Annotated in this window: 17 protein-coding genes; 6 read left to right on the top strand and 11 right to left on the bottom strand. The window is 69.9% G+C overall.

The window, feature by feature from the left end:
• Positions 1–12: 12 nt before the first annotated feature.
• Positions 13–1125 carry an LLM class flavin-dependent oxidoreductase gene (locus FDF13_RS05365; protein ID WP_137318768.1) on the top strand — a complete coding sequence of 371 codons (1113 nt, stop codon included), beginning with the start codon at positions 13–15 and terminating at the stop codon, positions 1123–1125.
• Positions 1126–1255: 130 nt separating this feature from the next.
• Positions 1256–1957 carry a hypothetical protein gene (locus tag FDF13_RS05360; protein WP_217494903.1) on the top strand — a complete coding sequence of 234 codons (702 nt, stop codon included), beginning with the start codon at positions 1256–1258 and terminating at the stop codon, positions 1955–1957.
• Between the two features lie 169 nt (positions 1958–2126).
• Here FDF13_RS05360 and FDF13_RS05355 read toward each other — a convergent pair whose 3' ends face one another.
• From FDF13_RS05355 to FDF13_RS05310, 10 genes are all read right to left on the bottom strand, one after another.
• Complete coding sequence (locus FDF13_RS05355) at positions 2127–3413, bottom strand: adenylosuccinate synthase (RefSeq protein ID WP_137318766.1); 1287 nt, start codon at positions 3411–3413, stop codon at positions 2127–2129.
• A gap of 58 nt (positions 3414–3471) precedes the next feature.
• Entirely contained in the window at positions 3472–3921 is a 450-nt protein-coding gene (locus FDF13_RS05350) for a CPBP family intramembrane glutamic endopeptidase (RefSeq protein WP_175406871.1), read from the bottom strand.
• 135 nt (positions 3922–4056) lie between these two features.
• A complete protein-coding gene (locus tag FDF13_RS05345; protein ID WP_137318764.1) occupies positions 4057–4521 on the bottom strand; it encodes a DUF3151 domain-containing protein in 465 nt (154 codons plus the stop codon).
• A 78-nt stretch (positions 4522–4599) separates the two neighbouring features.
• Complete coding sequence (locus tag FDF13_RS05340; RefSeq protein WP_137318763.1) at positions 4600–5475, bottom strand: hypothetical protein; 876 nt, start codon at positions 5473–5475, stop codon at positions 4600–4602.
• Positions 5472–6434, bottom strand: coding sequence for a UDP-glucose 4-epimerase GalE (galE, locus tag FDF13_RS05335; protein WP_137318762.1), 963 nt, complete (start codon positions 6432–6434; stop codon positions 5472–5474). Before galE ends, FDF13_RS05340 begins: the two co-directional genes overlap by 4 nt.
• Before the next feature lie 100 nt (positions 6435–6534).
• Complete coding sequence (locus FDF13_RS05330; protein WP_137318761.1) at positions 6535–7614, bottom strand: glycosyltransferase family 2 protein; 1080 nt, start codon at positions 7612–7614, stop codon at positions 6535–6537.
• A gap of 101 nt (positions 7615–7715) precedes the next feature.
• Positions 7716–8474 carry an ABC transporter ATP-binding protein gene (locus FDF13_RS05325; RefSeq protein ID WP_137318760.1) on the bottom strand — a complete coding sequence of 253 codons (759 nt, stop codon included), beginning with the start codon at positions 8472–8474 and terminating at the stop codon, positions 7716–7718.
• On the bottom strand, positions 8458–9306 hold the full coding sequence (locus FDF13_RS05320) for an ABC transporter permease (protein ID WP_137318759.1): 849 nt from the start codon (positions 9304–9306) through the stop codon (positions 8458–8460). Before FDF13_RS05320 ends, FDF13_RS05325 begins: the two co-directional genes overlap by 17 nt.
• A 43-nt stretch (positions 9307–9349) precedes the next feature.
• Positions 9350–10747, bottom strand: coding sequence for an FAD-dependent oxidoreductase (locus FDF13_RS05315; RefSeq protein ID WP_137318758.1), 1398 nt, complete (start codon positions 10745–10747; stop codon positions 9350–9352).
• A 97-nt stretch (positions 10748–10844) separates the two neighbouring features.
• On the bottom strand, positions 10845–11453 hold the full coding sequence (locus tag FDF13_RS05310; protein ID WP_137318757.1) for a response regulator transcription factor: 609 nt from the start codon (positions 11451–11453) through the stop codon (positions 10845–10847).
• Positions 11454–11727: 274 nt separating this feature from the next.
• Here FDF13_RS05310 and FDF13_RS05305 point away from each other — a divergent pair, with 274 nt between their 5' ends.
• The 4 genes from FDF13_RS05305 to FDF13_RS05290 all read left to right on the top strand — a co-directional run bounded on the left by FDF13_RS05305 (position 11728) and on the right by FDF13_RS05290 (position 16524).
• Positions 11728–12909, top strand: a complete 1182-nt coding sequence (locus FDF13_RS05305; RefSeq protein WP_348983832.1) for an ABC transporter permease — start codon at positions 11728–11730, stop codon at positions 12907–12909.
• A 2-nt stretch (positions 12910–12911) separates the two neighbouring features.
• The gene (locus FDF13_RS05300) at positions 12912–13658 is read left to right on the top strand and encodes an ABC transporter ATP-binding protein (RefSeq protein ID WP_137318756.1); all 747 of its coding nucleotides are present in this window, start codon (positions 12912–12914) and stop codon (positions 13656–13658) included.
• 526 nt (positions 13659–14184) lie between these two features.
• Entirely contained in the window at positions 14185–15276 is a 1092-nt protein-coding gene (locus FDF13_RS05295; RefSeq protein ID WP_137318755.1) for a YbdK family carboxylate-amine ligase, read from the top strand.
• Positions 15277–15390: 114 nt separating this feature from the next.
• Positions 15391–16524: a YihY/virulence factor BrkB family protein gene (locus FDF13_RS05290; RefSeq protein ID WP_137318754.1), complete on the top strand. Its 1134-nt coding sequence runs from the start codon at positions 15391–15393 to the stop codon at positions 16522–16524.
• 159 nt (positions 16525–16683) lie between these two features.
• On the opposite strand, the gene FDF13_RS05285 is transcribed toward FDF13_RS05290, so the two are convergent.
• Positions 16684–18255, bottom strand: a complete 1572-nt coding sequence (locus tag FDF13_RS05285; protein WP_254668922.1) for an ABC transporter ATP-binding protein — start codon at positions 18253–18255, stop codon at positions 16684–16686.
• Position 18256 lies beyond the last annotated feature (1 nt).

The following is an 18256-nucleotide window of genomic DNA, read 5'->3' as shown; positions in this document are numbered from 1 at the left end:
TGAAGGAGAACTATGCGATTCGGCTACTGGACCCCCGTCTACGGCGGCTTTCTGCGCAACGTCGGCGACGAGGGGATGCCCGCGACCTGGGATTACATCCGCACCATCAGCACCCAGGCCGACCGGCTGGGCTTCGAGCTCACCCTCGTCCCGGAGCTCTACCTCAATGACCGCAAGGGCGTGAATGAGCCCAGCCTGGAGGCATGGTCGCTGGCGACCGCGATCGCCGCGGTCACGGAGAAGCTGGAGATCCTCACCGCGATCCGCCCCGGCTACCACAACCCGCAGGTGACGGCGAAGCGACTGTCCACCCTGGCCGACGTCTCGAACGACCGGTTCTCGCTCAACGTCGTCGCGGCGTGGTGGGAGGAAGAGGCCAAGCAGTTCGGCGGAGTCTTCCCCTCCCACGACGACCGGTACGTCCACTGCACCGAGTTCGTCGACGCCCTCCGCGGGCTGTGGACCCAGAACCCGTACAGCCAGCACGGGCGGTACTTCAGCTTCGAGGACACCGTGGTCGAGCCGAAGCCGGCGAAGACCCCGAAGATCTACGCCGGCGGAGAATCGGAGGGCGGCCGCGAGGCGATCGCCGGCTTCGCCGACTCCTACGTCACCCATGGCGGCACCGTCGAGGAGCTGCGGGAGAAGGCCGCCGACGTGAATGCGCGCCGCTTCCGCCTGCAGGGCGCGCCGTTCGAGACCATCGGGATGAGCGCCTACGTCATCGTCCGCGACACGGAGGCCGAGGCGCGGGCTGAGCTCGAGCGCATCACCACCGTCGACCCGAACTCGCCCGGCTACGCCTCGTTCGAGGAGTTCGTGGCCCACTCGAAGCTCGATGTCGAAGTCTCCAAGCGGGAGTATTCGGTGGGTACCCGCGCGCTGCGCCCGGAGCTGGTCGGCACGCCCGAACAGGTCGCGGAGAAGATCGCCGCGTACCGCGCCGCCGGAGTCAATCTGCTGCTGATCCAGGCGTCGCCGCTCCATGAGGAGCTCGAGCGGATCGCCTCGGACCTCATCCCGCTCGTGCGCGAGATCGAGGCGGGTGCGGAGTCCCAGACGTCGGTCGGGGCAGGAACGAAGCCGGCCGGCGCGGAAGCCGATCGCGCTGCCACACGAGTCTGATCCGCACGTCCTCCGCAACCGTCCGCACATTCTGAAAGGAACCCCCATGACAGTCACCTCATCGACGAGCACCGTCACCACCACCGCCATCGAGATCAAGCCCGGAGCCAACCCTCGCGGCACGGTCACCATGATCGCCGGCCGTGGCGAGGCCGCCTCCGTCTACGACAGGTTCGCCGGCCGCATCGCCTATGACGCCTACCCGGTCCGCGTCGTGACCGGGGCGGCTGCGGACCCCCAGGCAGCGGCCGAGGCGGTCCACGCCGTTCTCAACGATCCCGAGCTGCCCACTCCGCACTTCCTTGTCGGCTCGGATGCCGGCGGGGTCCTCGCCCTCGACCTCGCAGCCGATGAAGCGCCAGTCGCCGGCGTGGTCATCGCGGGCCTTCCGGTGGCGCCGTCACCGGCCGCGACTGACGGGACTACCGCCTCGGACGCGGGTTCCACGCCGGCTGCTGATGCCAGTGGGACTGTGCTGGATCCCGAGGCGCAGATCGGCCGGCGCTCCACCTGCCCGGTGCACCAGTCAGTGCTCAGGCAGCCGGGGAACCTGGACCCTGCGGCACTGTCGACGCCGCTGCCGGCCAGCCTGTCCCTGCCGGCGCCGGAGTCGGTGAAGGTTCCGGTCCTCGGCGTCTACGGTGAGTCCGATGACGTGGTCGACGTGAACGCAGGCACCGCATGGCTGACTCGCGTGCCGGGTGCGGCTGTCGTCCGGACTGCCGACGGCGCCCATGACGCGCTCAACGACCGCTCGCATCGCAGCGTCGCTGCTCGGATCGTCCAGTTCCTCGAGGACATCAAGAACGACGGCAGTCCGATTCTGCGGTGAACGCGTCGAATCATTCACCGTCGAACGGGGCGCCGATCGCTGGCTGAGCGGCCGGCGCCCTTCTGCTGAACGGCGAGCAGGCGAGAAAGTCCCAGGGTCTGAGATCAGAACCCTGGGACTTCTGGTTCCAGCGAGCAGCACTCGTGCCGCCGCAGCCGGCAGCCGACACTCAGTCCAGCAGGTCGTGGCGGACGATCGACTGCTCGCGGTCCGGGCCGACGCCGATCACCGAGATCCGGCAGCCGGACATCGCTTCGAGCGCGAGGACGTACTTCTGCGCGTTCTCCGGCAGGTCCTCGAAGGTGCGGGCGCCGGTGATGTCCTCGGTCCAGCCATCGAAGTGCTCGAAGATCGGGGTGGCGTGGTGGAAGTCTGACTGGCTCATGGGCATCTGGTCGTGGCGGACGCCGTCGACGTCGTAGGCCACGCATACCGGGATCTGCTCGATGCCGGTGAGGACGTCGAGCTTGGTGAGCACGTAGTCGGTGAAGCCGTTGACGCGGCTGGCGTAGCGCGCGATGACGGCGTCGTACCAGCCGCAGCGCCGGGCCCGGCCGGTGTTGACGCCGAACTCCCCGCCGGTCTTCTGCAGGTGGACGCCCATGTCGTCGAACAGCTCGGTGGGGAACGGGCCGGAGCCCACGCGGGTGGTGTAGGCCTTGATGATGCCCACGACCCGCGAAACCCGGGTGGGACCGATGCCGGAGCCCACGACCGCACCGCCGGCGGTCGGGTTCGAGGAGGTGACGAAGGGGTAGGTGCCGTGGTCGACGTCGAGCATGGTCGCCTGGCCGCCCTCCATGACGACGACCTCGCCGGCGTCGAGCGCCTCGTTGAGCAGGAGCGAGGTGTCGGCGACCATCGGCCGCAGGCGGTCGACGTACTGGAGGAAGTGCTCGACGATCTCCTCGGTCTCGACAGCGCGGCGGTTGTAGACCTTGAGGAGGAGCTCATTCTTCTGCCGCAGTGCTCCCTCGACCTTCTGCCGCAGGATCGACTCGTCGAAGATGTCCTGGACCCGGATGCCCAGGCGCCCCACCTTGTCCTGGTAGGTCGGCCCGATGCCGCGGCCGGTGGTGCCGATCGCGCGCTTGCCGAGGAAGCGCTCGGTGACCTTGTCGAGCACCTGGTGGTACGGGGCGACGAGGTGGGCGTCGGCGGAGATCCGCAGCTTCGAGGTGTCCGCGCCGCGGGACTCGAGCATCTCGATCTCCTCGAACAGCGCCTCAAGGTTGACGACGACGCCGTTGCCGATCACCGGGGTCACCGAGGACGAGAGGATGCCGGCCGGCAGGAGCTTGAGCTCGTACTTCTCCCCGCCGACGACGACAGTGTGCCCGGCGTTGTTGCCGCCGTTGGGTTTGACCACGTAGTCGACACGGGTGCCGAGGATATCGGTGGTCTTGCCCTTGCCTTCATCGCCCCATTGGGCGCCGACGACCACGAGTGCTGGCATGTGTTCTCATCACCTTGGTTTGTCCGGGCAGCCTGCTCCCAGGCCTGACCCGGCCAGTCTACCGGCGGTCCGGGGCGCCTCCGCCACCGGCGGTCGGCCCGTCGGTGGCAGCAGCTCCGCCACCGGTCGTGGCCGCGCCTCGACGATCATGCGGGAGCAGGGCGCGCAGGCCGCGGGCACACAGGTACACCCAGAGCGGGCAGCCGAGGGCGAGGACCCAGATGAGCGGGGAGACCGCGGCATCGCCCCGGCCGAACACGAGCACCTGCCCGAACGCCGCCCAGCTCTGCGGGGCGTGGGCGATCATGGCCGCGGTCATCGACCCGGTGAGCACGTACACGATGCCGAACGCGGCGCCGGTGATGAGGTAGGAGATCGCCTCGACCCCGGTGAGGGACTCGCCGAGGTGCGGGAAGGCGAACATCACCGCGCTGACGAGGATGCCGAGCACTGCTCCCAGCCCGGCCCGGCCTCCGCGGGCGAGGTGGTCGTGGGTCGGCCGCAGCACGGCACCGCGGCAGAGGATACTTGGAAGGTTGACTCGAAGGATCACACGGTGGCCGCGTCTACATCCGGAAGGGTGTGTCCGGGCCTCTGTGCGTTACACCACTCTATGGGGCTCTACCCCAGCGCCCGCCTCGCCTCAGCGGAGGTCGGCGGCGATGCGGTCGATCGCCTCGGGGTCGGACTCGCGGAGGAACTTCTCCACCCGCGCGGCCTCCTCGGCCTCGCCGATCGATGCGGCCGCCCGGCCGAGTGCGTAGAGCGCGCGGAGGAAACCGCGGTTGACCTCGTGGGAGTAAGGGATCGGGCCGGCGCCGCGCCAGCCCGCCTGCCGGAGCGCATCGAGGCCGCGGTGGTACCCCACCCGGGCGTAGGCGTAGGAATCGACCTTGCGGCCCTCGTCGAACGCCTCGTCTGCGAGCAGCGCCCAGGCGAGCGAGCTCGCGGGCAGGTCGTGGGCGACGTCGAGGGGCTCCTCGCCGGCGTCGATCCGGCTCCTCGCCTCGACGTCGGGGTGGTCCTCGGGCAGGTGCGTGGGCTGCGGGCCGAGCTGCGAGGCGTCGAGGTTGCCGATGCTCACGGGGCTGCCGATGGGCTGTGACATGGTGTCGTTCTCCTCCGTTGGGTGGTTTCCGCAGGTCGCGGGTGTCAGCGGGCGTGCGGTCCGCGCACGCGGCTCGTCTCAGTCAGTCTTCACGTTCGAGGGCTGGATGGCGAACGGATTCGCGCTCAGCGCACCGAAGGCCCCGCGCTCGGCGAGGTCGGCGAGCGCGCCCTCCGATTCCACTCCGGTCGCCCACATCTTCACCTCGGAGCCGAGCCAGGTGTCGAGCTCGTCAGAATCGGCGGGCACCGCGGCCATGCCGACACCGGCTTCGAGCAGCGCGCCCGGCGTCACCGCGGTGACGTCCCCGGAGTAGAGAGCAGCGATGTCGCGGTCGACAGCGGTCCGCAGCACCTCGAGGTCGGACGAGCGGATGATCACACCCTCCGGCCGGCCGCCGGCCTCGATCGCCTCGAGCACGGGGCCCATGACCTGGGCGGAGGCGACCTCGGGCATGAACACCGTCGCGTCGCCGTACTCCATGAGCGCCTGCTCCCAGGTGATCGGGGTGCCGTCGCGGGTGGTCTCCGCCTCCTCGGCCTCCCCCTCGGGGTCGGCCGACAGCGGGGCCGGAGCGATGCGCGCGGCGGTGAAGGCCGCCGCGTCCGTCTGCTCGAGCGGCTTCTCCAGCCCCAGGTCCTCCTGGCCGGTCTCCGGGTCGGCGAGCGCGACGGTGCCGTCGGACAGCAGGGCGGTGGCCACCGCGGGCAGGTACCCGAACTTGACGTTCTCCTCGATCGCCTCGGCGGAGTTCGCCGGATAGATGTCCTCGCCCGCACCCAGCGCACCCACTGCGGGGCTCTGCAGGGCGTCGACGGTGAGGGCCTCGGGCTGGCGCACCGCGTTGGCGATGACGAGGGCGATGACCGCGACCAGCACGATCGCCCCGGCGATGAGCGGGGCGTAGAAGCGGCGCGGCTGCTCCGCGGCGTCGCTCTGCTCGGCGTCGCTCACGGGCGCAGCTCGGCGGGGACGGCCGATTCCACGATGTCGGCCAGGCCGCGGGAGGCCCGCCAGCCGAGCTCGCGTTCGATCGCGGAGACGTCGGCGACGAGCTGGGGCGGGTCGCCCGGCCGTCGCGGCGCGATCTCCGGGGTGAGGTCGCGGCCGAGTGCGGCCGACATCGCGTCGATGACCTCGAGGACCGAGGCGCCCCGTCCGGTGCCGACGTTGAACACGGACTCCGCGATCTCCCCGGCCCCGAGGTGGTCGAGGGCGGCGATGTGGGCGTCGGCGAGGTCGGCGACGTGGACGTAGTCGCGGATGCACGTGCCGTCCGGGGTGGGGTAGTCGTCGCCGAACACCACCGGCGCCCGACCTGCCGCAGCGCGGTTGAGGATGATCGGGATGAGGTTCATCACCGCGGTGTCGGCGAGCTCCGGCCAGCCGGCGCCGGCGACGTTGAAGTAGCGCAGCTTGATGGCGCGCAGGCCGTGGCGGGCGGCGTTGTCGATCATCCACTCGCCCACGAGCTTCGTCTGCCCGTACGGGTTGATCGGGCGGCAGTCGATCTTCTCCGGCACGATCCCGACGTCGGGCATGCCGTAGACCGCGGCCGAGGAGGAGAACACCATCGTGGTGACGTCAGCGGACTCCATGGCGGCGAGCAGGTTCGCCAGCCCCTCGACGTTGTTGCGGTAGTACCAGAGCGGGCGCTCCACCGACTCCCCCACCTGCTTCTTCGCTGCGAAGTGGATGACCGCGGTGACCGCGTGCTCCTCCATTACCGCCCGCAGCCGGGATTCGGCGTCGGCGGCCGACAGGTCGAGCTCGACCAGCGTGGCGTTCGGCACGCGGGCGGGGATGCCGTTGGAGAGGTCGTCGACGACGACGACCTGCTCGCCGCGCTGCTCGAGGAGGCGGACGACGTGGGAGCCGATGTACCCGGCCCCGCCGGTGACCAATGTGCTCATGAGCGCCTGACGCCTTTCGTCGGGTGTGGTTCGGGGACGTGCCGGTGCCGGGAGCAACGGCGATTCCCTCTCGAGGATAGCCGGGGTGCCGGCGCGGAACTCAGCGGGAGCGGTCAGCCGCCGTGCCGGCGCCGGTGAGCAGGCCGCGGAGGAAACCGGCGCCCCAGCTCAGGTGCATGGTGGGGAGCACGAGAGCGAACCACGCTCGCTCCCGCCTGCCGCAGTCCCGCGCCTGCCCGGCTGCGGCGACGATACCGGCGACGTAGGCGAGGCTCGGCACGTGGACGAGTGCGGTGAAGTGGCGGAGGAACCGCGGCCAGGTGTGGGTGGCCCCGGAGAGCTGGAGGAGCGTTTCGATGAGGGAGGCCGCCACGCCGAGCACCAGGAGGGGCGGCGCGAAGTAGCGCCACGAGTTCTTGGTGCCGTGGCGGCGGATGAGTTCGGCGCGCCAGATCCCGGTGGCGTGGAACTGCTGGACGATCTTCCTCCACGTGGTGCGCGGCCAGTAGGTGACCTCGAGGCGCGGGTCGAACCATATCCGTCCGCCGGCCTCGCGGATGCGGAGGTTGAGCTCCCAGTCCTGACCGCGGCGCAAGGTGGAATCGAAGCCGCCGAGCACGTCGAACACCTCGCGGCGGTAGATGCCCAGGTAGGCCGACTCGGATTCCTGCGGCTCGTCCCCGGTGTGATAGGCGGGACCGCCCAGACCCACGCGGGACATGTAGGCCCGGGCGACGGCCTTCTGGAACGGGGTCCGACCGCGGGCGAGCATGAGCCCGCCGCAGTTGGCGGCCCCGGTGTCGCGCAGCACTGCGATCGCAGTGTCGGTGTAGTCGCCGGTGAGCTCGGAGTGAGCGTCGACGCGGACGATCACCGGGTGCGAGGTGGCGGCGATGGCGAGGTTGAGGCTCGTCGGGGTGTCACCGGCCGGGTTGTGGACTATGTGGATGCGCGGTTCGCCCGCGGCGAGCGTGGTGACGATCGACGTCGTCTCATCGGTCGACGGGCCGAGTGCGAGCACGATCTCCTTCTCGCCGGCGTATTCCTGGTCGAGGATCGTGGTGATCGCGGCAGAAATGTGCTCGGCCTCGTTGAGGACCGGCATGATGTAGGAGACTCCGGGCCGGGCGGGCAGCGGCGGCAGGGCCTCGGCGGTGAGCTTCTGGGGACGTTTCGGCACGGCTCGATTCTTCCATACGGCGGATGAGCGGCATCTGAGACGCGTCTCAGATGCCGCTCATCCGGGTGGGGCAGCCGCCGGCGCGTCCGCTCGGGCCGGCATCACCGGTGCTGCTCGTACTCCTTGACCACCGCATCGGTGTCGCCGTCGGCGCGGAGCTCACCCTTCTCGATCCAGATGGTGCGGTTGCACGTGTCGCGGATCGAGCGCATCGAGTGGGAGACGAGGAACACGGTGCCGGCACGCTCGCGGATGTCGCGGATGCGCTTCTCGCTCTTCTTCTGGAAGTCGCGGTCGCCCACGCTCAGCGCCTCGTCGACGATGAGGATCTCGTGCTCCTTGGCTGTGGCGATCGCGAACTTGAGTCGGGCGGACATGCCGGAGGAATACGTGCGCATGGGCATGTCGATGAAGTCCTCGAGCCCGGTGAACTCGACGATCTCGTCGTACTGCGCCTCGATCTCGGACCGCTCCATGCCCATCGCGAGCCCGCCGAGGATGATGTTGTTGCCGCCGGACAGATCCGGGATGAGGGCAGCACCCACGCCCAGCAGGTTGGGCCGTGACTTCGCGTAGACCGCACCGCGGGTGGCCGGGGTGAGCCCGGTGATCGTGCGCATGAGGGTGGACTTGCCCGAGCCGTTCGTACCGATGATGCCGATCGACTCGTTGGCGCGCGCCACGAAGGTCACTCCCTTGAGCGCGTGCACCGTGCGCAGGGACCGGCCGCGCTGGAGCAGGCCGCTGCTCATGCTGGGCTTGATCGGCTTCCCGGTGGCCAGGGTGCGGAACTCGACGTGGACGTCGTCGCAGGCGACGACCGGCCGGCCCTCGGCGGGCTTCTCAGTTCTCTCGGCCATAGCGCTCCTCCGCCTTCCAGAAGAAGACCGTGCCGACGACGAGGATGACGACGGCCCAGATCGCGAGCTTCCACCAGTAGTCCCACGGGATCGAGTACTCGTCGAGCAGGATGCCGCGCGCGATCGCAAGCACCTCGTTGAGCGGGTGCCAGGCGTAGACCGCCTGCAGGGTGGGGTAGGGCTCGAGCACGGTGCGCGGGTCGAAGAACACACCCGAGGTGTAGAAGATCAGGCGGGAGATGAACGGCACGAACTGGCTGAGGTCGCGCACGTGCACCGTGAGCCGCGCGAAGATCAGCGCCACACCCTGGTTGAACAGGTAGAACAACGCGATGAGTGGGATGAAGAGGAACCAGGAGAGGTTCGGCCGCGCCCCCCACAGCATGGTGAGGACGAACATCAGCAGCAGGGTCGGCATGAAATTGAGCAGGTTCTGCAGGACCGTGGCGATCGGCAGCACCATGCGGGGGAACGGCAGGGACTGCACGAGCGCGGTATTGCTGATGATCGACTTCGCTCCGCCGTTCATCGAGGTGTTGAAGAACTCGAGGAAGAACACGCCGATGATGAGGAAGGGCACGAAGTTCGCCGGGCGCATGCCGGCGAGGATGAGCCCGAACACGAGCCCGTAGACCATCGCGGAGAGGATCGGCCGCAGCACGACCCAGAGCATGCCCAGGCGATTCCGCTCGTTCTCGCTCTGGATGCGGTACTTCGCCAGGGAGTATGTGAAGTCCCGGCGCCGCCACACCTCGGTGACGTAATCGGTGAACGACGGCCGGGCGCCGACGCGCTCGAGCGAGTTCGCGGCGGCCAGTTCGGACATGCTCATAGACAGCGGGACACTCTCCGATCGGGACTCTGACCCGCCAAGTCTACGCCCTCACGTGTCCGGAGCCTGCCAGGCGCGAGGCGACGACGAGGTCGAAATCCGGGGCGCTCACCTGCGCTCGGGTGGGCACCGTGCCCGAGGCGAGCAGCCGACGGGCTGCGAGGTGCGGCTTGGGCGGGCCCAGGGTCTCGACGCCGACGAGCGGGGCGTCATCCGCCTCCGAGGCGAACAGCGCCACCTGCCCGCTCCCCGTCGCCAGGTCACCGAGGACCACGGGCTCGCCCTGAGATGCGGCGGCGGACATGCCGGCGGTGAAGACGCGCACGGGGCCCTGGAAGCTCCAGTGCCACGGGAGGTCGCTCCAGGCGGCGGTCGGCGCGGAGTGGCCCGGCTCCACGTGTTCGGAGGGGTCGGGCTCGGCGGGACCCGGTGATTCGGCGTGGTTCGATGCGGCACCCAGGCACCGACCGAGCCACTCCCCCTGCGAGGCGGCCACCGGTTCGGATTCCTGGGGGCCGTAGGCCGCCATCGGGCCGTGCGCCACCTGCCCGCAGTCACCGATCGCGTAGACCGCCTCCAGCGGGGCGCCGCCCGCAGCGAGGACCCGGAGGTGGGCGTCGGTGAGGAGCGCGCCCGCGCTCGTGCGCTGGACGCCACGGCCGGCGAAATCCGTGGCGGCCTGCGCTCCGACGGCCGTGATCCAGAAGTCGCGGGCGACGTAGTCGACCGGTGTGGAGTGCGGGACGAAGCGGACGCCGGCGGATTCATGGAGCGCCATGACGGCGTCACTCAGCGGTGCGCTGAGCCGGGGCAGCGGGCGCGGCCCGTTGAGGTGCACGGTCGCCGTATGGCCGGCGTCCACCGCACCGCGGGCGAGCTCGAGCGCGAGGAAGCCGGAGCCGATGATGCCGATATCGACCGGGGTGTCCTGGGCGGAACCGGAGCGGAGCGCCGCGAGGTGCTCGCGGATCGCCTGTGCGTCGGCGGCGGAGTGCAGAGTGAAGGCCGGGCCCCCGGGCAGCTCGATGTCGAGGATCCGGGCGGCGGATCCGGTGGCGATGACGATGGCGGAGCCGTGGACCCACTCCCCGGTGTCGAGCCGGACAGAGCGGGTGTCGAGGTCGAGCTCGACCGCTGCGCCCTGAAGAAGTGCGACGCTCGAGCCGCCGGACACGGCATGTCCCGGACCGGAGTCTGCGGCGGCCGGGTCCACACTGTGCGCGGTGAGCGTCAACGATTCCGCGAAGAGCTTCTTCGACAGCGGCGGCAGTTCGACGCCGGGCGAACCGTCGGGGGAGAGAACGACGACCGGTGCGCCCCTGCTGGCAAGTGCACCGGCCACACGCGAACCGGCCTCGCCTGCGCCGACGACGAGCACCGCACCGCCGACGGAGTCAGGGTGCAGGCCCGGAGCGGCGGCGGAGCGGGATTCATCGCACATGGCACACCGACACTACCTGAGATCGCCTCGCCGGCCATGACCGCGGCGCCTCTGCCTGTTCGTCGCGACCCGACGCCGACCTCGTTGCGACGACTGCTCAGATCACGCGCTCGTCGCGGGCGCGTTCGATCGCCTGGGTCCGATTGTCCGCTCCGAGCTTGTCGAAGATGTGCACGAGGTGGGTCTTGACTGTCGCCTCGGAGATGAACAGCCGGCGCGCCAGCTGGCGGTTGGTGGCACCGCCGGAGAGGAGTTCGAGGATCTCGATCTCGCGCGGGGTCAGGGCTGTCGCCGGGGAGGCGATCCGCTTCATCATCTGTGCGATGACGGACGGAGAGAGCACCGATCTCCCGGCCGCCGCGTCCTCCACGGCACGCGCGATCTCATCGGCCGGGCAGCCCTTGAGCAGGTAACCGATGGCGCCGACCTCCAGCGCCGCCACGACGTCGGCCTGGGTGTCGAACGCCGTCATGATCAGCACCAGTATATCGCAACGCTCCCGGATCAGTCGAGTCGCCTCGATCCCCGACACTCCCGCGCCCATCCGCAGATCCATCATGATGACATCGATCTGCGCGCCGAATTCCTCGAGGCGCAGCAGCGCCTCCTCGCCCGTGCCGGCCTCGACCGCCACCGTCATGGTCTCGCGCCCGTCCACCAGGGCGCACAGACCTGCGCGCACGACGGGATGGTCATCGACGATCATCACCTGTACCCGCGGCACTGTGCCTCCCACCGGTGGATCGTGCGACGACGACGCACGACGACCGATCTCCGCAGGGCCTGTCGCCCGTCTCTTCCGCGCGTCCGCACCCACCGGACCCGACGCGCCGAGCCGCCGATCCGCCGGCTCACCGCGGATGATACCTGCTGCCGCTCCGGATGAAGTCAACCGATCGGATGATCTCCGCGTCGTCCGGATGATCCCTGCGGTTCAACCGGTGGGGCGATCCGCGCCCGCGCCCCCTCCACCATGATGGATGGACACCCGACATTCCTACCGACCTCGGAGAGCAGACATGTACCTGGCCTTCCGCGATATCGTCTTCGCGAAGGGGCGCTTCGCCCTGATCGGCGGCGTGGTCGCACTCATCACCCTGCTGCTCGTGCTGCTCACCGGTCTGACCGACGGACTGGGCCGGCAGAACACCTCGGCCCTGGAGAACCTCGGCGCGTCGCATATCGTCTTCGCCGCCCCGGACGACGACGGCGACGAGCCGTCGTTCACTGAGTCGGTCATCACAGCCGATGAGCTGCGGGCATGGAATAACGCAGTGAGCGGTCCGCGGGCTGAGCGCCTCGGTGTCACCCAGACCCGGGCCGAGGCCGCCGGCACCGGGGGCGGCTCGAACGGGCCGGCCGCTTCCGTCGCGGTGATGGGCCTGGAGACCGGCACCGCTCTGGCTCCCTCCCTGGAATCCATCGATGGCCGGACCCACCCGCTTGCAGGACAGGCCGTACTCAGCGAGGAAGCCGCGGCGGATCTCGCTGTTTCGCTCGGTGACACCATTCACCTGTCCTCGACAGAGCTCGATGTGGTCGGGATCGTCGGGGACGAGTACTACAGTCACCTTCCGGTGGCGTGGACATCGATCGACGACTTCGCCGGCATCGCACATCTGGGCGATGGGCTCGAGGCGACAGCCCTCGCGATCCCGGCCGACCGCATCGCCGACTCGGCGGGTCCGCCCACCGAGGACACTCTCGCGTCGGCCGACGCGGCCGCCGGGACAGTGTCGAAGGACACCCGCACGGCCTTCTCCGCGCTGCCCGCCTACCAGTCCGAGCGCGGTTCGCTCCTCATGATGCAGGCATTCCTCTACGGCATCTCCGCCCTCGTCGTGGTGTCCTTCCTCACCGTGTGGACCATCCAGCGCACCCGGGATCTCGCCGTCCTTCGCGCATTGGGGTCCTCCCGCGGTTACCTCGTACGGGACTCCATGACCCAGGCCGCCTTCGTCGTGCTCCTCGGAGCTGCGGCCGGAGGCGCAGCCGGCGCCGCCGGAGGAGCGGCGGTCGGCTCCGCAGTGCCGTTCGCGCTGACGCCGATGACCATCCTCACGCCGGTGCTCGGCGTGTTCGTCCTCGGTCTGATCGGGGCTGCACTGGCCACCCGGCGCGTGACCCGGATCGATCCCCTGCTCGCTCTCGGAGGGAACTGACCATGCACTCATCGACGCCTCAGCCCCTGCCCTCCCCCGCACCCCACCGATCCGCTCCCGCGCTCCGGCTCGAGAACGTCAGCCTCGTCTACCCCGATGGCGTGGACGAGAACGGCGCACCCCGCACCATCCGCGCCCTGGCCGCCGTCGATCTCTCCGCCGAGTCGGGAACCGTCACTGCTCTCGTGGGACCGTCGGGATCCGGCAAGTCCTCGCTCCTGGCCGTCGCGTCGACCCTCATCGGTCCGAGTTCGGGATCGGTGCGCCTGGCAGGTCGCGAGCTCACCGGACTGCCGGAGAAGGACCGCGCGATGCTGCGGAGAACGCAGCTCGGCACGATCTTCCAGCAGCCCAACCTGCTCCCGTTGCTCACCGCGCACGACCAGCTCGTGCTCACTGAGCATCTGCGCGGGGCCCGGGGCCGGCAGCTGGCCCGTGCCGGCCAGCGGGCGCACGAGCTGCTCGAGGTCGTCGGTCTGGCCGCCGCCGCCGACCGGCGACCGCATCAGCTGTCCGGTGGTCAACGGCAACGGGTGAACGTCGCGCGAGCTCTCATGGGACGACCGAAGGTCATGCTGGTCGACGAACCCACGTCCGCGCTCGATCACGACCGCTCGAGAGCCATCATCGACCTCATCGTGGCGACGACCCGGCAGTTCGACACCGCAACGGTCGTCGTCACCCACGATACCGAGTTCGTGCCCCTGGCCGACACAGCCTTGACGATCCGCGGCGGCCGCCTGGACTGACCTGCTCCCGGACCCGTGATCCGAGAGCTGCCGGTCGGGTCGAATCCCGCCCGGTGCGCAGAACCGATCACCGCGCGGAACAAATCTCACGAAGTCCCGCATCCGGTCGAGGTTCGGCGAATTGGCACGATAGTTGGGGCGGCAGTGATGAGTGGAAGCGGAATCCCGCGCAGGCAACCGCACCTCCGCCGGGAATACGCGCGACGGGGTTGGGCCGCCTCGATGACCGGCGGCAGGACGCGCGCCGACAGCGTTCGACCGGGTGCCCGTCTGATCGACGTTCACGATCACCGTCGAGCCCGAGGGCGGGTCGGCGGCGCCGACCACGGATCCGATCGTGGCCATCCCGACCGGCTGATCCGCCGAATCGCCGCAGTGCACCGGCGGCATCGTCCGGCCGGCGCTCATTGCCGAACCGGCGTCCGCGTAATAGGTTGCTTCTACCCGAGGTGCAGGGCGGCCGCTCGGCGAGGGCCGCTGCGACTCGCATCGGCGCCTCGGCCCTTCGACGACGAGGCGGTCGGCCATGACGACATTCGGAATCGAGGAGGAGTACCTCCTCATCGATCGGGACACCGGACTGCCGGCCTCCCCCTCCCCCGAGCAGACGCGCACGCTCCACGCGCTCGAGGTCGCCGGCGGGAGCGCGACCGCCGAATGGTTCACCTGCCAGCTCGAGTACAACTCCCCCGTGCACACCGAGACCGGCACGGCACTGTCCAAACTGCTCGGTTTCCGCCGCGCACTCGCCGCGACCGCGGACCGCATTGGGTTCGCGGTCGCGGCCCTGGGGACCGCACCGGACCACCCGCGCTCACCCTCCGAGGTGAGTCCCGGGGCTCATTACTCGACCCTCGCCGAGCTCGCCCCGCGCTTCACCGTCGACCATCATGTCAACGGCCTGCACGTCCACGTGGGTCTGGCCGACCTCGCCACCGGCGTCCGGGCCCTCAACGGGCTGCGCCCCTGGCTGCCGGTGCTGGTCGCGCTCGGAGCGAACTCGCCCGTGTGGCAGGGCGCGGACACCGGGTTCGCGAGCTGGCGGACCATCCAGTACCGGCGCTGGCTGGTCAACGGCATACCGCCGCGCTTCCACGACCTCGCCGACTACGAATCCCGCGTCGCCGCCCTCGTCGCACTCGACGCGGTCCCCGACCGCAACTGCCTGGGGTGGATCGTGCGGCTCTCCCCGCGCTACGGCACGCTCGAGATCCGCGCGTCCGATGCCCAGCTGCGGGCGGGGCAGACTGTTGCGCTCGCGAGCCTCGCCCGGGCGCTCGTGGTGATGTCCCTCGCAGCTCCCCTGCCCGGGGACCCGCCGCCGGAGCTGCTCGACACCGCGTGCTGGCAGGCGGCCCGGTTCGGGCTGTCCGGCACCCTGCTGGATCCGGTGAGCGGGACGCAGCAGCCTGCTGAGGCCGTGGTGCTCGGGCTGCTGCAGCGGGCACGTCCGCACTTCTCGAACGACGCGGATCGGGAGTGCGCGGAAGCCGGCATCGCGCGGCTGCTCGACCAGGGCACCGGGGCGGCGCGGCAGCGGCGCGCGCTCGGAGCGGGCGGGCTCCCAGGTCTGCTCGACTTCGCCGCCGCCGAGCTCACCGCTGCCGATGTGGAGTAAACCCCCGCACCGCCATCTGCCACACCCCGGGGCTTCGCACCCGGGCCGCGGAATCTACTCTATAATCAAGGTGCCTTGACTATTGAGACCATATTCTGCACCAGGGGGCAGACGATGAGCGAGACTCGATCCGCAGATCACCCGGCGGATGCTCCGCATCCCGAGGACGACCGGAAGCCCGACGATCCGACCGACCTCACGAAACCGTCGTGGAAGTACGTGCTCCGGACGACCATCCGCGAGTTCGCCGCCGACGGTTGCACGGACGTGGCCGCAGGGCTCACCTACCGCACCGTGTTCTCCGTGTTCCCCGGCCTCATCGCCCTGGTCTCGATCCTCAGCCTGTTCGGGCAGAGCGGGCAGACCGTCACCGCCGTCCTCGACCAGGTGCAGGGCGTGGTGCCGGAGGACACCTGGAACAGCGTGCGTCCCCCGCTCGAGTCGGTGCTCACCGCGCCGGCGCCCGGCCTCGGCCTGATCATCGGTCTGCTCGTCGCACTGTGGTCGGCCTCGGGGTATGTGAAGGCCTTCGGCCGCGCGATGAATACCATCTACGACGTGCCCGAGGGTCGTGGAGGCATCAAGCTCACCCTGCAGATGTACCTGCTCACGGCGCTCATCCTGGTGCTGGGTGCTGTCGCGCTGATGATCTTCGTGCTGTCCGGCCCGGTCGCCGAAGGAGTGGGCGATCTGATCGGCCTGGGTTCCGCCGCGGTGGGTGTGTGGAACGTGGCCAAGTGGTTCGTCCTGGCGTTCATCGTCGTCTTCGTCGTGGCACTGCTGTACTACGCCACGCCGAATGTGCAGCAGCCGAAGTTCCGGTGGGTCAGCTTCGGTGCGCTGATCGCCATCCTCGTCTCCGTGCTCGCGACACTCGGGTTCTTCTTCTACGTGTCGAACTTCGGCAACTACAACGCGACCTACGGCGCCCTGGCCGGCGTCATCATCCTGCTGCTGTGGATCTACATCATCAATGCGATCCTGCTGTTCGGCGCAGAGGTCGACGCCGAGCTCGAGCGCGGACGCGAGCTGCAGGCCGGGATCCCCGCAGAGGTGGACCTGCAGCTGCCGCCGCGCGACACCGCTGCCAGCGACAAGAAGGCGAAGAAGTTCGACGAGGATGTGCGCCGCGCCCGCAGCCTGCGGGTGACCGCGGGCGGCACGCAGGAGCACCCCGTCGCCGCCGAGAGAGAGGAGACGGCTGCCGGAGAGTCCTCCGGAACCTCAGAGGACGACCCGCGGCGGTGAGCAGCGCGGGGATGCCCCGCAGCGGGTGAGGCCCGCTCGGTGCGGGCCCGGGCTCAATCGCCGGGCCACTCGCCGGCGAGCCGCTCGCATGCGCGGGCCCGGCTCTGAAGCGTCCAGCGCCTTGACCACGGCGGACAGACCGACGGCTCGCTCATGTCCTCACTCCCGCAGCGCCCGGGCCACCTCGCGCCGCTGGGCCTGCTCGACCGGATCGGGCACCGGGAGCGAAGCGATGAGACGCCGCGTGTAGTCGTGCTGCGGGTTGCCGAGCACCTGCGCACCTGTCCCCTCCTCCAGCAGCCGGCCGTGGAACAGCACACCGATCCGATCGGAGAGCATGTCGACCACGGCGAGGTCGTGGCTGATGAAGAGCGCCGCGTAGTGGAACCGCTCCTGCAGCTCGCGGAACAGCTCGAGCACCTTCGCCTGCACCGAAACATCGAGTGCCGAGGTCGGCTCGTCGGCGATGAGGAACTCCGGGTCGAGCGCGATGCCGCGGGCCAAGGACGCACGCTGACGCTGGCCGCCGGACAGCTCGTGGGGGAACCGGGCGGCATAGGACTGCGGCAGCTGCACGGCCTCGAGCAGGTCGAGCGCGGCCCGCCGGCGCTGCTGATCGCCCAGCTCCGGACGGTGCACCGCGAGCGGCTCGGCCACGCACTCGCCGATCGACAGGTGCGGGTTGAAGGAGGCCGCCGGGTCCTGGAACACGAACCCGATCCGCTTACGCACGGGTCGGAACGTCTTCTCCCTGAACCCGACCATCTCGTGGTCGAACACCGTGAGCGAACCCCCGGTGGCACGGGTCAGACCCGCGATCGCGCGCCCGATGGTCGTCTTGCCCGACCCCGATTCGCCGACGAGGCCGAACACCTCGCCCGGCCGGATCTCGAAGCTCACGCCGTCCACGGCGGTGAAATCGCTCTTGCCGAAGCCGCCCGGATAGACGATCTCGAGGTCGCGCGCGACGACCACCGGCGCGATATCCGGGCGCACGTCCGCGGCCGGATCGGCACCGGGAGCCGCGGCCGCCGCCCCCGCCGAGGCGCCTGTTGCAGCCTCGGCGACCGGCACCTCGGTGACGGAGAGCCGGGGCACGGCGGCGAGCAGCGCGCGCGTGTACTCGTGGGTCGGATTCGCGAACAGGGTGCGGACGTCCGCGGTCTCGACGAGGTCGCCGCGGTACATCACGGCCACCCGGTCGGCGAGGTCGGCGACGACGCCCATATTGTGGGTGATGAGGACGATCGAGGTGCCCATGTCGTCGCGCAGGTCGCGGAGCAGGTCGAGGATCTCGGCCTGCACGGTGACGTCGAGCGCGGTGGTGGGCTCGTCGGCGACGATGAGCTCCGCCCCGAGCGCGAGCGCCATCGCGATGACGATCCGCTGCTTCTGCCCGCCGGAGAACTGGTGCGGGTAGTAGTCGTGGCGCTCCTCGGCGTTCGGGATGCCCACGTTCTCCATCGCCTCGACGACGCGCGCCCGCATCGCCTTCCTGCTCATCTTCGGGTTGTGGGCGCGCAGGCCCTCCGCGATCTGCCAGCCCACGGTGAACACCGGGTTGAGCGCCGTCGAGGGCTCCTGGAACACCATCGACACATCCGCCCCGCGCATCTGCCGCAGCTTCTGCTCCGAGGCGGTGAGCACGTTCCGGCCCGACAGCAGGATCGCGCCGTCGGTAGTGGCGGTCTCCGGGAGCAGGCCGAGGATGGCGGGACCGGGACGGTCCAAC

This window comes from Brevibacterium sp. CS2, assembly GCF_005280295.1.
GTDB lineage: Bacteria > Actinomycetota > Actinomycetes > Actinomycetales > Brevibacteriaceae > Brevibacterium > Brevibacterium pityocampae.
This window is presented reverse-complemented; position numbering and strand designations above follow the sequence as displayed.

Excerpts from the sequence above, each read along its gene's own strand:
- FDF13_RS05365 (WP_137318768.1), top strand. The coding sequence starts at position 13 with ATGCGATTCGGCTACTGGACCCCCGTCTACGGCGGCTTTCTGCGCAAC.
- FDF13_RS05360 (WP_217494903.1), top strand. The coding sequence starts at position 1,256 with ATGATCGCCGGCCGTGGCGAGGCCGCCTCCGTCTACGACAGGTTCGCC.
- FDF13_RS05355 (WP_137318766.1), bottom strand. The coding sequence starts at position 3,413 with ATGCCAGCACTCGTGGTCGTCGGCGCCCAATGGGGCGATGAAGGCAAG.
- FDF13_RS05345 (WP_137318764.1), bottom strand. The coding sequence starts at position 4,521 with ATGTCACAGCCCATCGGCAGCCCCGTGAGCATCGGCAACCTCGACGCC.
- galE (WP_137318762.1), bottom strand. The coding sequence starts at position 6,434 with ATGAGCACATTGGTCACCGGCGGGGCCGGGTACATCGGCTCCCACGTC.
- FDF13_RS05325 (WP_137318760.1), bottom strand. The coding sequence starts at position 8,474 with ATGGCCGAGAGAACTGAGAAGCCCGCCGAGGGCCGGCCGGTCGTCGCC.
- FDF13_RS05320 (WP_137318759.1), bottom strand. The coding sequence starts at position 9,306 with ATGAGCATGTCCGAACTGGCCGCCGCGAACTCGCTCGAGCGCGTCGGC.
- FDF13_RS05315 (WP_137318758.1), bottom strand. The coding sequence starts at position 10,747 with ATGTGCGATGAATCCCGCTCCGCCGCCGCTCCGGGCCTGCACCCTGAC.
- FDF13_RS05310 (WP_137318757.1), bottom strand. The coding sequence starts at position 11,453 with ATGATCGTCGATGACCATCCCGTCGTGCGCGCAGGTCTGTGCGCCCTG.
- FDF13_RS05305 (WP_348983832.1), top strand. The coding sequence starts at position 11,728 with ATGGACACCCGACATTCCTACCGACCTCGGAGAGCAGACATGTACCTG.
- FDF13_RS05300 (WP_137318756.1), top strand. The coding sequence starts at position 12,912 with ATGCACTCATCGACGCCTCAGCCCCTGCCCTCCCCCGCACCCCACCGA.
- FDF13_RS05295 (WP_137318755.1), top strand. The coding sequence starts at position 14,185 with ATGACGACATTCGGAATCGAGGAGGAGTACCTCCTCATCGATCGGGAC.
- FDF13_RS05290 (WP_137318754.1), top strand. The coding sequence starts at position 15,391 with ATGAGCGAGACTCGATCCGCAGATCACCCGGCGGATGCTCCGCATCCC.